The organism is Euzebyales bacterium (genome assembly GCA_035461305.1).
GTDB lineage: Bacteria > Actinomycetota > Nitriliruptoria > Euzebyales > JAHELV01 > JAHELV01.
Map to the genome: position 1 here is coordinate 22,044 of DATHVN010000158.1, position 12,908 is coordinate 34,951.

Here is a 12,908-nt window from a genome sequence, read left to right on the forward strand (position 1 = left end):
GTGAATCTTCGCGCCGGCGCCCGCTCGTCCTGCAGGTCGCCGTCAGCCTCGATCGATTGGTCGCGCACGCCGCAGGTCCCGCAGGCCCGACGCCGCCGAGCATTCCGTTGCAGCGCCCGTAGACCTCGGCGAGCTCCTCGAAGCGGTCCTCCAGCCCGAGCCCACCTACCGCAACATCAGCGGGCCAGCGCGCGGGCCGTCCTCAGATCCGGTCCGATGCCGAGCCGCACGTCGGTGTCTGCGCAGGTGAGCACGGCGGTCTGGGCAGGCCCCTCCCGCACCATCCGTTCGTCGCGCCTGGTGGGCGCGTCGGTTGCGTCGGGGAAGGCGCGCTCGTACCAGCTGGTCACGGCATCACACAGCACCCCGTCATCCTCCTGGGTCAGCGCCACGCCCAGCGCGGTGGCGTCGCCGTCTGTCCACAACGCCAACTCGCCGCCCGTCCACGCCAGCGCCCGCTGGCGCGGCTCGTCGAGGGCCCGTGACGTGTCGCCGGCGGGCGCCTCGAACAGCCAGAGCAGGTCGGCTGCACCAAAGGTCGTTGTCCGCTGGCGCTCCCAGTCGCCTCCCAGTCGGCCGGGATCACGCGGGTCGATCGCCGGGGTGCCATACCGCTGCGGGTCGAGGATCTCGGCGCTGGTCGTGGGGATGGCGTCATAGACTGCGTCGACCGCCTCCCAGCCGCCATCGAGGTACCGCGCGCACGTGAACCGCAGCCCGGTCAGGTAGGGAAACTGCAGGCTCTGGGCGACGTAGTGGGGGACGTCGGCCAACTGGCGCTGCGCGGCGAGGGCATCGGGGTCGGCGTTCAGCCCGAGCTGCTCCGCGACGGTCATGCCCACGACGGTGAACTGCTGCTGGGTCAACGTGGCGTCGCCCTCGACAACCGACAGCGCGGCGAGCGCGGCATCGCTGTCGGTCACGTCCTCGGTGATGTCGACGGGTAGGTCGAAGGCCTGGTCGGCGAGTGCGTGCTCCAGCTCGTGGGCAAGGGTGGACTGCGCCGCGGGATCCAGACCGCCCCTGGACGCGTCCCCGCGCACCACGAGCTCACCGGTGTCGGAGTCGTAGAACCCGGCGACCTGCGAGGTGAGCAGGTCGGTCTGCAGCTCGATCAGGTCAAGGCCGGGCGGCACGGCTCCGAGGGCTGTCAGTATGCGCTGGTCCGCGTCGGCGTCGGCCTCGTTGTACTCCTCACGCACCTCCGCGGCCAGGCGCTCGGTGATGCGGGCGTCATCGAGGAAGTCTGGCGACGGCTCCTCGTCGAACGACAGCGACCGCAGCACCTCGACAGCGTCGGAGATCTGGGCGATCTGCTCGGTGGCGGTGCCATCAGGGACGTCGTCGCTGCCCGGCGGGCCGGCCTGCTGGATGCAGCGCGCGAGCTGTTCGACGTCACCGCCGAGCAGGCCCCCGAGCCCGCCATCCTCGGAGAACAGATCAGCGAGCCCACCATCCCCTCCGCCCTCGCGCGGGTTCGCTGGCTCCGTCGCGTCCGTTCCCGCGTCGCCACCCGGCGTGTCCTCGCGCGCCTCGGCCAGCTCGGAGCGCAACGCGGCGATCTGCGTGCGGCTGCTGGCGAGCTGCGCCGATCGCACCAGGGCGAACGTCGTGGACAGCAGCAGAGCGGCCACGCCCAGCACCGTGATCGCGATCACGGCTGACCGTGGCATGCACGCTCCTCGCGGTCGACGACGTTTCGAAGGGTGCCCAGCATGCCGCACCACGTGGCGCGACAGGAAGGGTGGTGGGCCAGGTTCAGCGGTTGCGCTCCCATACGAGGCGTAGCCCCCGCAGCGTGAGCCACTGGTCGTGGTGATCGATCTGGCGACACGCGTCGGTGATCGCCGGCGCAAGCCCACCGGTCGCGACGACGACGACCGGCGCCGTCGGCAGCTCATCGGTGATCGTCTCGATCAGCCGGTCGACCTGGCCGGCGAAGCCGTAGATGGCGCCGGACTGCATCGACTCGACCGTGCTGCGGCCGATGGCGTGGACGGGCCGGATGAGCTCGACCGCACCGAGCTGGGCGCCACGGGCCGACAGGGCCGCCATCGACGTCTGAACGCCAGGCGCGATCGCGCCGCCAAGGAACGCGCCCGATGCGTCGTAGACGTCGAAGCTGGTCGCCGTGCCGAAGTCGACCACGATGCCCGGCCCGCCGTACTTGTTGAAGGCGGCGAGCGCGTTGACCAGGCGGTCGGCGCCGACCTCGCGCGGGTTGTCGGTTCGGATCGCCATGCCTGTCCTGATGCCGGGACCGACTACGATCGGCGCGACCTCGAGGTACCGGTCCGCCATCTGGCGAAACGCCTCGGTCAGCTGTGGCACGACCGACGAGATGGCCACGCCCGTGACATGACGCGACAGCGACAGGTCCATCAGCGTCAGCAGGCCCTCCAGCTGGAGCGCGAGCTCGTCGGATGTGCGCCGCGCCTCGGTTGACACGCGCCAGTGCCGCATGAGGCGTTCGTCGTCGTACACGCCGACAACCGTCTGTGAGTTGCCGATGTCCATCACCAGCAGCATCAGTGGGCCTCCAGTCCCTCGTCCACTGGCCGCAGGTTCCCTGGGCCGTAGCGACTCGCGCGGTCAGCGTCGGCAGGCCGGTCAACTCTGCGCTCCCCGGAGCCCCCTGGGCCGTTGCGACTCGCGCGGTCAGCGTCGGCAGGTGGGTCGAGTCTGCGCTCCTGTCGGAGCGCGAGGAGCAAGTTGTCGATCAGGCGGGTGGTGCCGACACGGGCGGCCACGAGCGCCCGCCCCGACGTGTGCCCCGCGCCGGTCAGTGGCACGAGGGTCGTCTCGTCGACGACGTCAGCGTAGTCGACGTCGATGCCGTCGCCGTCCCGCAGCGTCCGCCACATCGCATCCCGAGCCCGGTCGGCGTCACCGCCCCACGTCGCGTCCGCGACGCGCAGCGCGGTCGACAGCCGCAGCGCCGTGACGCGCTCGTCGGCGGACAGGCGCACGTTGCGGCTCGACAGCGCAAGGCCGTCGTCGTCGCGGACGATGGGCAGCCCGACGATCTCGACGGGGACGTCGAGGTCGGCGACCATGCGGCCGATCGTGATCAGCTGCTGGTAGTCCTTCTCGCCGAAGCACGCGACGTCTGGCCCGACCACGTTGAACAGCTTGGTCACGATCGTGGCCACCCCGGCGAAGTGGCCGGGCCGCGACGTGCCCTCGAAGCGCCTCGTCACGTCATCGACGGTCACCGTCGTCACCAGGTCGCCGACGAACTGCTCGACCTGTGGGGCGAACACAGCGTCGACCCCCGCCGCCCGCAGCTTGTCGAGGTCGCCCGGCAGGTCGCGCGGATAGCTGTCGAGGTCCTCATCCGGGCCGAACTGCAGCGGATTGACGAACACGCTGGCGACGACGGTCGGACAGCGTGACCGTGCGGCGGCCACGAGCGACAGGTGGCCGGCGTGCAGCGCGCCCATCGTCGGCACAAGCGCGACGGGCCCGTCGGCGTCCCGCCGCCACGCCCGCAGGGTCCGGAAGTCGTCGGTGACCAGCATCGCCCTCACTCCGCGTCGAGGATCGTGCGGATCGCGGCGGCCCGCTCCTCGTCGAGCCCTGCGCGGCGAGCGTAGGACAGCGCCAGCCGTGCGAGCGCACGGTACGCCGGGACGGCCTCGGGCAGAACCATTCGCAGGTCCGCGAGGTGGGCGTCGATCGTGGCCCGGTCCCCCCGCCGGACCGGACCGGTCAAGGCCGCGGCGCCATGCTCGGCGGCGTTGCCCGCCGAACTGGTGGCCAACGGCGTCAGGAAGCGTCCGGGTGCATCGATGCCGGCCGCGAACAGCAAGTCCCGGGCCAGGGCGACGACCGCGCTCGTGCCGTTGGCGCCCACCGACAGCGCTGCGTGGTACCGCACGCGATCCTCCTCGCGGACGTCGACAGGGTCGCCGCCGAGCCTCGTGACCAGCGCGTGCGCCCATTCGCGGTCACCGGACGCCGCGGTCACGGCCCAGGCGGTGCCCGGCAGGTCCCGCCGGCCGGCGGCGGGCGTCGGGAACGTCTGCGCGGGGTGGCATGCCACGACGCGCGCGCCGGCCAGCGCCACGGGCCGCAGCACCGCCACGCCGTGCCGTCCCGACGTGTGAACGACCCGCACGCCGGGGTGCACCGCGTCGTCGGTCGCCAGATCGCGGACGAGCGCTGGCAGGGCATCGTCACCGACCGTCAGCAGGACCAGATCCGCCACGGCGACGACCCGCGCCGGCGTGGTCACGCTGCTCACCGGCACCGTCGCGGCGAAGGTCGCGGCCGCGGGATCGTCGATGCCGGCGCGGCCGGCAACCGCTACCACCGGATGGCCGGCGTCCGCGAGGGCCAACGCCAGCGCGGTACCAACCCGCCCGGGCCCGATCACGCCGACCGACAGCGACGCGACGTCGTCCGACGTCACGGCGCGACCACCTGGCGACCCACCATCACGACGTCGCGGATCGGCGCGAGCCCAGCGACGACCTGGACCAGCGAGCGGCCGTCCGGCAGCGACGCGCCGGGTGCGACCTCGATCAGCGGGACCAGTGCGAAGGCCCGTTCGACCAGTCGGGGGTGTGGGACCTGCAGGCGCCGCGTCGCGATGACCCGGTCGTCGTAGAGAAGGATGTCGACGTCGAGCGTCCGTGGCCCCCAGCGGACCGACCGCCGCCGGTCGTGTGCCCGCTCGACCCGATGGCACACGCGCAGCAGCCCGTGCGGCGAACGTGTCGTCGCCACGCGGACCGCCAGGTTCAGGTAGTGGTCCTGCTCGGGACCGCCAACCGGTGCGGTCTCGTACACGCCGGAGACCGCGTCGACGCGGACGCCCCGCGTCGCGTGCAGCAGATCGACGCCACCCTGGAGGTGGCCCATGCGGTCTCCCATGTTGCTGCCCAGGCCAAGGAAGGTGAAGACCTCACGCCCAGGTGGCGCCCACGCGCTATGCATGGCCTGGCTCGACATGCGAGCAGCAGCGGTCCCGTCCGCGGTGGGTCGGTCGAAGATACGGGCACACGCCGCGGATGGGACCGTTGCTCCTCGCACTCATCTGACGTGCACGGGACGTGCGCGGTACACGGTCACCGAGACGGCGTCGACGTCCTCGTCGAACTCGACCTCCGGCTTGGTCACCGTGACGCTCACGGCCGCGACCCGGCGAGCCGAGAGGAGCTCCTCGGCGATGTGCGCACCGAGCGCCTCGATGAGGTTGAACCGCGTGGACCGGACCATGTCGGCGACGTGGTCGACGAGCTCGGTGTAGTCGATCGTGTCGTCCAGATCGTCCGTGCGCGCGGCGATCTGGGAGTCCATGTCCAGCACGACGTCGAGCACGAACGGCTGGCCGTCCCGGGCCTCGTGCTCGTGGACACCGTGGTGCCCGTGCACCCGCAGGCCGCGGATCTCGATCTGGTCATGGGGTCGCGACCTCCGCCGGTCGTCGACCAGCCTCCGCTGGGACCGTCCGATGTCGCTCACCGTGCAAACGTACCGCCGATCGCCGGTCCGCTGCAGCCGGGTCAGCCTGGCACACGTGGGTGGGCGATCGCGGTCGCGACGTCCAGGGCACGGCGGGTCTCGGCGACGTCATGGACGCGCACGATGCCCGCACCAGCCGTGGCTGCCAGGACCGCCGTCGCGAGGCTGCCCTCGAGGCGGTCGTCCGGTTCGGCGTCGTTGAGCACCCCGATGAACGACTTGCGTGACGCACCCATGAGCACCGGGCGGGCCAGGCTACGGAACTGGCGCAGCTCGCGCAGCAGCGCGAGGTTGTGGTCGAGCTCCTTGGCGAACCCGATCCCCGGGTCGACGACCACGCGTTCCCGCAGGATGCCTGCCGCTTGGAGGCGGTCGAGGCCTTCGGCCAGGAACTCGTAGGTCTCGGCGACCACGTCGTCGTAGTGGGTGTGGCGCTGCATCTCCGCCGGCGTCGACCGCGTGTGCATCAGCACGTATGCGACGTCCGTCCCTGCGACGACGTCGAGGAGCTCGGGGTATCGGGCACCGGACACGTCGTTGACGATTCTCGCGCCGACGCCGATCGCAGCCTCAGCGACCTCGGCCTTGACCGTGTCGATGCTGACCGTCATGCCCTGCTCGACGCAGGCCGCCACGACCGGGACCGCGCGTGCCAGCTCGTCGTCGACCGCCACGGGCGCCGCACCCGGACGGCTGGACTCGCCCCCCACGTCGATGATCGCTGCGCCCTCCTCGTGCAGCCGCCGCGCCATCGCGATCGCGCGCCTCGGGTGGTCGTCCGGGTACAGCAGGCCTCCGTCGGAGAACGAGTCGGGCGTGACGTTGATGATCCCCATGATCTGGCACCGGGGTCCGTAGCGGACGACCTCGGCGCCCATCACGACCGTCGGCTCGGGGTCGAGCCACGCGTTGACCGCCTGGATCGCACGATCGCGCAGGCGCTCGGCACGCGGTCGGTCCATGCTGCGGCCCGCGGCACGCACCAGTGCGACGACCGTCGACGTGGCGTGCAGGCGGTCACCGATGCGTTCGACGGTGGCCCCCGACGACGCCCACGTGGTCCGCAGGCGGTCGGGATCCTCGAGCCCGGACACGACCAGGCGGACCTGCGCATCGCGTCCCAGCGATGCGTCCACGATGCGCACCAACGGCGTCACGAACCACCCCTCTCGACACGACCGTCAGCGACGCACCCGCGTGTGCAGGCGGACTAGGCTCGACGGCGTGGACCTACACGGACCTCGGTCGTGACCCGAACGCCAGTGCCATCGCCTCGGCACGGGTGGCCGGGTTGTCACGGATGATGCCACGGACGGCGCTCGTGACGGTGGTGGCGCCGGGCTTGCGGACGCCGCGCATCGTCATGCACAGGTGCTCGGCCTCGACCACCACGACGACACCGCGCGGCTCGAGCGCCGCGACGAGGGTGTCGGCGATGGTGCTGGTCAGCCGCTCCTGCATGTTGGGTCGGCGCGCGACCACGTCGACGAGCCGCGCGACCTTGGACAGCCCGGTGACCTGGCCCTGCTGGTTCGGGATGTAACCGACGTGCGCCCTGCCGATGAACGGCACCAGGTGGTGCTCGCAGACGCTGGCGAGCGCGATGTCGCGCACAAGGACGAGCTCGCCATGCCCGGCGTCGAAGACCTTGTCGATGACGGTTGCCGGCTCGACCAGCAGGCCCGAGAAGATCTCATCGTACATCCGGGCGACCCGGTCGGGCGTGTCGGCCACACGCGGGTCGGAGGGGTCGACGCCCAGCCCCTCGAGCAGCAGCCGGACGCCGGCGGTGATCTTGTCGTGGTCGAAAGGGTACCGGTCGGCGGTGGTCACCGCCTGACCGTCCTGTGCGACCGGCGACGGCCGTCCGTCGTTGTGCACACGGACCTCAGTCACGCGTGGCCTGGGTGTCGGTGACCGCGGAACGCTCCATCCTGCTCAGGCGGGTCACGACCGTCGACTGCGGCACGGTCCCGGAGTCGCCGTTCATCAGCGGCTTGATCGCACGGGACGGTCGTGCGCGCACCTTGTCGAGGATCGCGACCAGCTCGTCCTTCTCGACGGTCTCCTGCTCGATCAGGGCGTCCGCGAGCTCCTCGAGTACGTCGCGGTTGTGCACGAGGATCTCGAGCGCCTCGTCGTGAGCCTCATCGATCAACGCCCGGATCTCACGGTCGATCTCGACGGCGATCTCGGTCGAGTAGTCCGGCTGGTGCCCGAAGTCGCGTCCCAGGAACGGCTGCCCGTCGTGCTGTCCGAGCTTGATCGGGCCGAGCGTTGGGCTCATGCCGTACTGCGTGACCATGTCGCGCGCCGTCGCGGTGGCCTTGGCGATGTCGTTGGACGCACCCGTGGTGAAGTCGCCGATCGTCAGCTCCTCGGCGACGCGACCGCCCAGCATCATCGCCAGCTGGTCAATCAGCTCGCCGCGGCTGACCAGGTACTTGTCCTCGGTCGGTAGCGACAGCGTCCACCCGAGGGCCTGCCCACGCGGGATGATCGAGACCTTGTGCACCGGGTCGGCGTGCGGGAGCGCGTGGCCCACGATCGTGTGGCCGCCCTCGTGGTAGGCGATCGTACGCTTCTCCTCGTCGCCCATCAGGCGGGTCTTGCGCTCGGGCCCGCCGATCACGCGATCGATCGCGTCCTCGAGTGAGGCCATCGAGATCTCCTTGCTGCCGCTGCGCGCGGACAGCAGGGCCGCCTCGTTGATCAGGTTCGACAGGTCGGCACCCGTGAAGCCAGGGGTACGGCGGGCGATGATCCCGAGGTCGGCGTCGCCGGACAGCGGCTTGCCGCGGGCGTGCACCTCCAATATCGCCGTGCGCCCGACCAGGTCGGGCCTGTCAACGACGATCTGGCGGTCGAAGCGGCCGGGGCGAAGCAGCGCCGGGTCGAGGATGTCGGGGCGGTTGGTCGCCGCGATCAGGATGACACCGGTCTTGAGGTCGAACCCGTCCATCTCGACGAGCAACTGGTTGAGCGTCTGCTCGCGCTCGTCGTGCCCGCCGCCCATGCCGGCGCCGCGGTGACGGCCGACGGCGTCGATCTCGTCCATGAAGATGATGGCGGGCGCGTTCGCCTTCGCCTGCTCGAACAGGTCGCGCACGCGGCTGGCTCCGACGCCTACGAACATCTCGACGAAGTCCGAGCCGGAGATCGAGAAGAAGGGCACGCCGGCCTCGCCGGCGACCGCACGCGCCAGCAGTGTCTTGCCGGTCCCGGGGGGACCGAACAGCAGGACGCCCTTGGGGATGCGCGCGCCCATCTGCTGGAACTTCGACGGATCCTCGAGGAACTCCTTGATCTCACGCAGCTCCTCGACTGCCTCACCGGCACCGGCGACGTCGTCGAACGTGACCTTCGGCGCGTCCTTGTTGACCAGCTTGGCCTTGGACTTGCCGAAGCTCGTCAGCCGGCTCCCGCCCTGCATCTGGTTCATCAGGAAGAAGAACAGCCCGAAGATCAACACCAGCGGCAGCAGGTTGATGAGGATCGAGACGAGCACGCTGCCGCTCTGGTTGTCGACCTCGGCGGTCTCGAAGGACTCCCTGCCCCGCACGTCGGCGAGGACGTCCGCGAGCTCCTCGCGGTTCAGCTCGGGGTTGTAGGCGGTCGTGTAGCGTTCGCCGTTGGCCAGCTCGCCCTCGAGGCGGCCGTCGCGGACGTAGTCCGTGTAGTTCGCGACATTGCCGGCCTCAGCCTGTTCCAGGAACTCGTTGTAGGCGATGGGCTCCGGCGCACCGGGGCGACCGAACACCGCGACCAGCGCGTAGGCCGCGATGAACAGCACCGGGATCCAGACGAACGGTGCTCGCGCGAACTTCTGAACGTTCATCGTCCCCTTCACCGGCCTCGTCCGCCGTGGCCCTCCTGCGCGACCGCCGCACGTTCGCTGTCCTGCCGTCGCGGCCCACCGAACAGGTGGCGCAGCCATGGCTATCGCTTCATCGTAGCAATGTGCCTGCCCGTCGGCCTTCGAAGGTGGCCTCAGGCGGTGGTCCGCCGCCTCTGCGCCGGTTCGGCGATGCGCGCGGATCAGCTCGAGTAGACCCGCGGTGCGAGCGTGGCGATGCAGTCGAGGTTGCGGTACCGCTCGGAGTAGTCGAGCCCGTAGCCGACCACGAACACGTCAGGCACCTCGAAGCCGAGGTAGCGCACGCGCAGCTCGGGCTGCGTCGAATCGGGCTTTGCGAGCAGTGCGAGGACCTCGAGCGACCGCGGGTTGCGGGCCGCGAGGTTGCGCAGCAGGTACTTCAGGGTGAGTCCCGAGTCGACGATGTCTTCGACCACGAGCACGTGGTAGTCGGCGATGTCGCGCTCGAGGTCCTTCAGGATCCGCACGACGCCGGACGTCTTGGTCGCCGACCCGTAGCTGGAGACTGCCATGAAGTCGACCTCGACCGGCAGATCGAGGTAGCGCGCGAGGTCCGCCATCACCATGAACGCGCCCTTGAGCACCCCGACCAGCAGCAGGCGCTGGCCGGCGTAGTCCCGCCCGATCTCGGCCGCGAGCTCTCGCAGCCGCTCCTGGAGGCGCGCACCTTCGATAAGGACGTCCTCGATGTCACCGGCGAACACGGACCGTGCGACGTCGCGGCCCGAGCTCATCCGACGCGGCCCGCCACTGCGCTGGGAGCGGCCCACGCTTCGCCCATCGCTGCGCTACCCGAGGTCATGTCAGTCCCGTCGTCGTCGGAGCCACCCACATTCTCATGCCCGCTGCGGCCTCACCGTCGCACGCGCGCTGCGCGACGCCAGGCACCCACAGCGGCTCGTCGCGCTCGTCGACGACGATCGGCACCAGGTCACGACAGGCGCGGGGGACGTGTGCGTCGACCAGCAGGTCCTGCAGCTTGCGCACCCCGCCCCCGCACCGCAGCCTGTCGCCGTCCCGCCGGGCGCGCACCGAGACGTCGACCCCGTGGGCGAGCGCACCGCTGACGTCGTCTGGGAACACTGCCCACATGCGGGCGCGCGGGCCGGGCCCGGGTGGCGCCTGGGCGAGCACGCCGGGTGGCTCCTCGTCCTCGACCTCGTCGACCGTGGCGGGCGCGGGCGGACCCAGGTCGAGCTGTGCCGGATCGGCCGACGGCGCGAGCGGCCACGGCCACTCGACGTGGACGTCGAGCCCGAGCTGGGGCAGTGTCGTGGTCCCGGGCACGGTCAGCACCTCCGGCCGCAGCGGCTGCACTGCTCCTGGTGCGAAGCCCAGCCAACCGCCACCGCACGACACCAGGGCGCCGGTCGTCAGGTGCAGCGCCTCGCCGGGCCGCAGCGCGATGATGCGCGCGACCGCGTCTGCCGGCAGGTCACCGGCACCCACGGCGGCGGCGGTCGTCCGGAGCACGCGGGTCGACAGGGCACGCGGCAGCCGCCGCATGAGGTCGAGGCGGACCGCGCGGGTGACCCCCCACGCCACGGTCAGCTGCGCGGTGTGCTGCGCCGCCAGCGCATCGAGCGCGTCGGTGTCGATGCGGGCCAGCTCCGCCATGCGGTTCAACGCTCCGACGACGTCACCGGGGCCACCGGCGAGGCGCTCGAGGACCGGCAGCACGTCGTGGCGAGCGCGCGCACGCCTCTGGTCGGGGTCCCGGTTCGTCGGATCGGCGACCGCCGGCAGACCCTCGCCGACGATGAACGACGCCACGTCGTCCCGGCGGATGCGCAGAAGCGGCCGCAGCAGGCGCACACCGTGCTGGGAGCGCAGCGGGCGCATGCCGCCGATGCCGCGCAGGCCGGCGCCACGCACGAGGTTCATCAGCACGGTCTCGGCCTGGTCGTCGGCCGTGTGGCCGATCATGACCCAGCGCACGGAGGCCGCCGCCGCACGAGTGAACAGCGCGTCGTAGCGGGCCTCCCGCGCTGCTGCCTCCGGGCCGAGGCGGCCTGCGAGGACCTCCACCCGGTCCTCGTGGTACCTCGCCTCGAGCGCGGCGGCGTGCGCGGCCGCGGTCGCCGCGTCGGACGCGTCGTCGCGCAGCCCGTGGCGCACGTGGACCAGCTCGAGATCGAGGTCTGGACGTCCGATGCTGACCAGGTGCGCCATCGCGGTCGAGTCGGGGCCGCCGGACACGGCCATTAGCGCGGTCGCGCCCTTCGGCACCGGCGCGCAGGCCCTTACGACCTCGTCGACCATCGCGTCGCGCGACAGCCCGGCCGGCAGCGCGCCGACCCGGCGGGCAGCCTGCTGCCGTGACGCCGCGCTGGACGCCGTGGGACGCTTCGCTGCGACCAGCGCCGCTCGATCCCCACCCTCCGGCTCGCTGGCGCTCGCCAGCGCCCTACGACCGGATTCCGGGGCGGCGCTCATGTGCTAGCCGGACACGCGCTGGACCCACTGGTCGGGATGGTCGAGCTCAGCGTGCGTCGGCAGGTTGCCCGGGTCCTGCCACACACGGTTGAACACATCGCGACCGTGGTCACGCTCGATCTGCAGGATGAACTCCTCGCCCCGCGAATACTGCTTGGCCTTCATCGACAGGCCCAGCAGCCGGAACAGCATCCGGTCCGCCCCACGCCTGCGACGCTCGTTGAGGGCCTGCCGGACGCCCGCCACGCTGATGCCGGTGGGATCGCGCTCCTCCAGGACCTGCGCACCCCAGTCCATGACGACGTTGCCGTGGCCCTCGAGCAGCGACATCATACCCTGCGCGCGATCCATCAGCTGGCGCTGCGCCGGCGTGAGGACCGCCTCGAGGAACTGCTGCATGTTGAGTCCCTCGCGGGCCGACCGCAGCAGGTCGCCGAGCCGGTCGACGACGGTGCGCAGCCGGTCGGCATCCAGCCGGGTCTCCGACAGGTACGCGTCGACGATGTCCCGCAGCGTCGGCCGCATCCACTCGACGGCCTCGAACTGCAGCCTGTGGGCCAGCTCGTGCAGCACTACGCCCATGCGGAACGCCGCCGGCGTGACGTTGGCGCTGGGCAGGAACCCGCGCTCGAGCTCAACGAGGTTGGGTCCGATCAGCGTCAGGCGGCCGGGCCGCTCGTCGTTGGGCAACAGCACCTCATACTGCCCCAGCACCTTGGTGGAGAGGAACCCGAACACGATCCCGAGTTGGGCGCCGAGCGCCTTCCTGGCGATCGCACGGTTGACGTCGCTGCGGTCCATCAGCTGCTCGGCCAGCGGGTCGACCAGCCACGCGATGCTGGCCAGGTTGCTGCGCAGCCAGGCGATCCGTCCCACGACGCGGACCGAGGCCGGCGGCAGGTCGCCTCCAAGGCCCGTGACCTCGCGCGCCAACCCGTCGGCGCGCACGGCGGTGTCGCGCAGCTCGGCGCGCAGCCGGTCGACCTCGCCGCGGGTGACGTCGGGCTGGACGCGCAGCGCGATCAGCTTCGCGACACGCTCCGCCAGCGCCCAGTCGGCCAGCGGCCCCGCCGGACCACCTGACAGGCGCGAAGGCAGCTGCGTCATGCCTGCCCCGCTGCGACAT

12 protein-coding genes are annotated in these 12,908 nt (G+C 71.3%); all 12 read right to left on the minus strand.

Annotation, left to right across the window (positions count from 1 at the left end; translation table 11 throughout):
- Window positions 1-176: 176 nt before the first annotated feature.
- Complete coding sequence (locus VK923_14910; protein ID HSJ45963.1) at window positions 177-1,673, minus strand: hypothetical protein; 1,497 nt, start codon at window positions 1,671-1,673, stop codon at window positions 177-179.
- 85 nt (window positions 1,674-1,758) lie between these two features.
- Window positions 1,759-2,529 (minus strand): type III pantothenate kinase, encoded by a 771-nt coding sequence (locus VK923_14915; GenBank protein ID HSJ45964.1) that lies wholly within the window; start codon window positions 2,527-2,529, stop codon window positions 1,759-1,761.
- Window positions 2,529-3,521 (minus strand): pantoate--beta-alanine ligase, encoded by a 993-nt coding sequence (gene panC, locus VK923_14920; protein HSJ45965.1) that lies wholly within the window; start codon window positions 3,519-3,521, stop codon window positions 2,529-2,531. Before panC ends, VK923_14915 begins: the two co-directional genes overlap by 1 nt.
- A 5-nt stretch (window positions 3,522-3,526) precedes the next feature.
- Window positions 3,527-4,414: a Rossmann-like and DUF2520 domain-containing protein gene (locus VK923_14925; protein ID HSJ45966.1), complete on the minus strand. Its 888-nt coding sequence runs from the start codon at window positions 4,412-4,414 to the stop codon at window positions 3,527-3,529.
- The gene (gene folK, locus VK923_14930; GenBank protein ID HSJ45967.1) at window positions 4,411-4,941 is read right to left on the minus strand and encodes a 2-amino-4-hydroxy-6-hydroxymethyldihydropteridine diphosphokinase; all 531 of its coding nucleotides are present in this window, start codon (window positions 4,939-4,941) and stop codon (window positions 4,411-4,413) included. The genes VK923_14925 and folK overlap by 4 nt, the downstream gene beginning before the upstream one ends.
- Before the next feature lie 96 nt (window positions 4,942-5,037).
- On the minus strand, window positions 5,038-5,469 hold the full coding sequence (gene folB, locus VK923_14935) for a dihydroneopterin aldolase (GenBank protein ID HSJ45968.1): 432 nt from the start codon (window positions 5,467-5,469) through the stop codon (window positions 5,038-5,040).
- A 41-nt stretch (window positions 5,470-5,510) separates the two neighbouring features.
- Window positions 5,511-6,605, minus strand: coding sequence for a dihydropteroate synthase (gene folP / locus VK923_14940; protein ID HSJ45969.1), 1,095 nt, complete (start codon window positions 6,603-6,605; stop codon window positions 5,511-5,513).
- A gap of 94 nt (window positions 6,606-6,699) precedes the next feature.
- Window positions 6,700-7,365: a GTP cyclohydrolase I FolE gene (gene folE / locus VK923_14945; GenBank protein ID HSJ45970.1), complete on the minus strand. Its 666-nt coding sequence runs from the start codon at window positions 7,363-7,365 to the stop codon at window positions 6,700-6,702.
- Entirely contained in the window at window positions 7,358-9,307 is a 1,950-nt protein-coding gene (ftsH, locus tag VK923_14950) for an ATP-dependent zinc metalloprotease FtsH (protein HSJ45971.1), read from the minus strand. The genes folE and ftsH overlap by 8 nt, the downstream gene beginning before the upstream one ends.
- 200 nt (window positions 9,308-9,507) lie before the next feature.
- Window positions 9,508-10,080 (minus strand): hypoxanthine phosphoribosyltransferase, encoded by a 573-nt coding sequence (gene hpt, locus VK923_14955; GenBank protein HSJ45972.1) that lies wholly within the window; start codon window positions 10,078-10,080, stop codon window positions 9,508-9,510.
- Between the two features lie 64 nt (window positions 10,081-10,144).
- Window positions 10,145-11,782: a tRNA lysidine(34) synthetase TilS gene (gene tilS, locus VK923_14960; protein HSJ45973.1), complete on the minus strand. Its 1,638-nt coding sequence runs from the start codon at window positions 11,780-11,782 to the stop codon at window positions 10,145-10,147.
- Between the two features lie 3 nt (window positions 11,783-11,785).
- The gene (locus VK923_14965; GenBank protein ID HSJ45974.1) at window positions 11,786-12,889 is read right to left on the minus strand and encodes a zinc-dependent metalloprotease; all 1,104 of its coding nucleotides are present in this window, start codon (window positions 12,887-12,889) and stop codon (window positions 11,786-11,788) included.
- Window positions 12,890-12,908 lie beyond the last annotated feature (19 nt).

What these genes read in the sequence shown, in the direction of transcription:
- tilS (HSJ45973.1), bottom strand. Translation starts at nt 11,782, where the DNA reads ATGAGCGCCGCCCCGGAATCCGGTCGTAGGGCGCTGGCGAGCGCCAGC.
- VK923_14915 (HSJ45964.1), bottom strand. Translation starts at nt 2,529, where the DNA reads ATGCTGCTGGTGATGGACATCGGCAACTCACAGACGGTTGTCGGCGTG.
- panC (HSJ45965.1), bottom strand. Translation starts at nt 3,521, where the DNA reads ATGCTGGTCACCGACGACTTCCGGACCCTGCGGGCGTGGCGGCGGGAC.
- folK (HSJ45967.1), bottom strand. Translation starts at nt 4,941, where the DNA reads ATGCATAGCGCGTGGGCGCCACCTGGGCGTGAGGTCTTCACCTTCCTT.
- VK923_14910 (HSJ45963.1), bottom strand. Translation starts at nt 1,673, where the DNA reads ATGCCACGGTCAGCCGTGATCGCGATCACGGTGCTGGGCGTGGCCGCT.
- ftsH (HSJ45971.1), bottom strand. Translation starts at nt 9,307, where the DNA reads ATGAACGTTCAGAAGTTCGCGCGAGCACCGTTCGTCTGGATCCCGGTG.
- hpt (HSJ45972.1), bottom strand. Translation starts at nt 10,080, where the DNA reads ATGAGCTCGGGCCGCGACGTCGCACGGTCCGTGTTCGCCGGTGACATC.
- VK923_14965 (HSJ45974.1), bottom strand. Translation starts at nt 12,889, where the DNA reads ATGACGCAGCTGCCTTCGCGCCTGTCAGGTGGTCCGGCGGGGCCGCTG.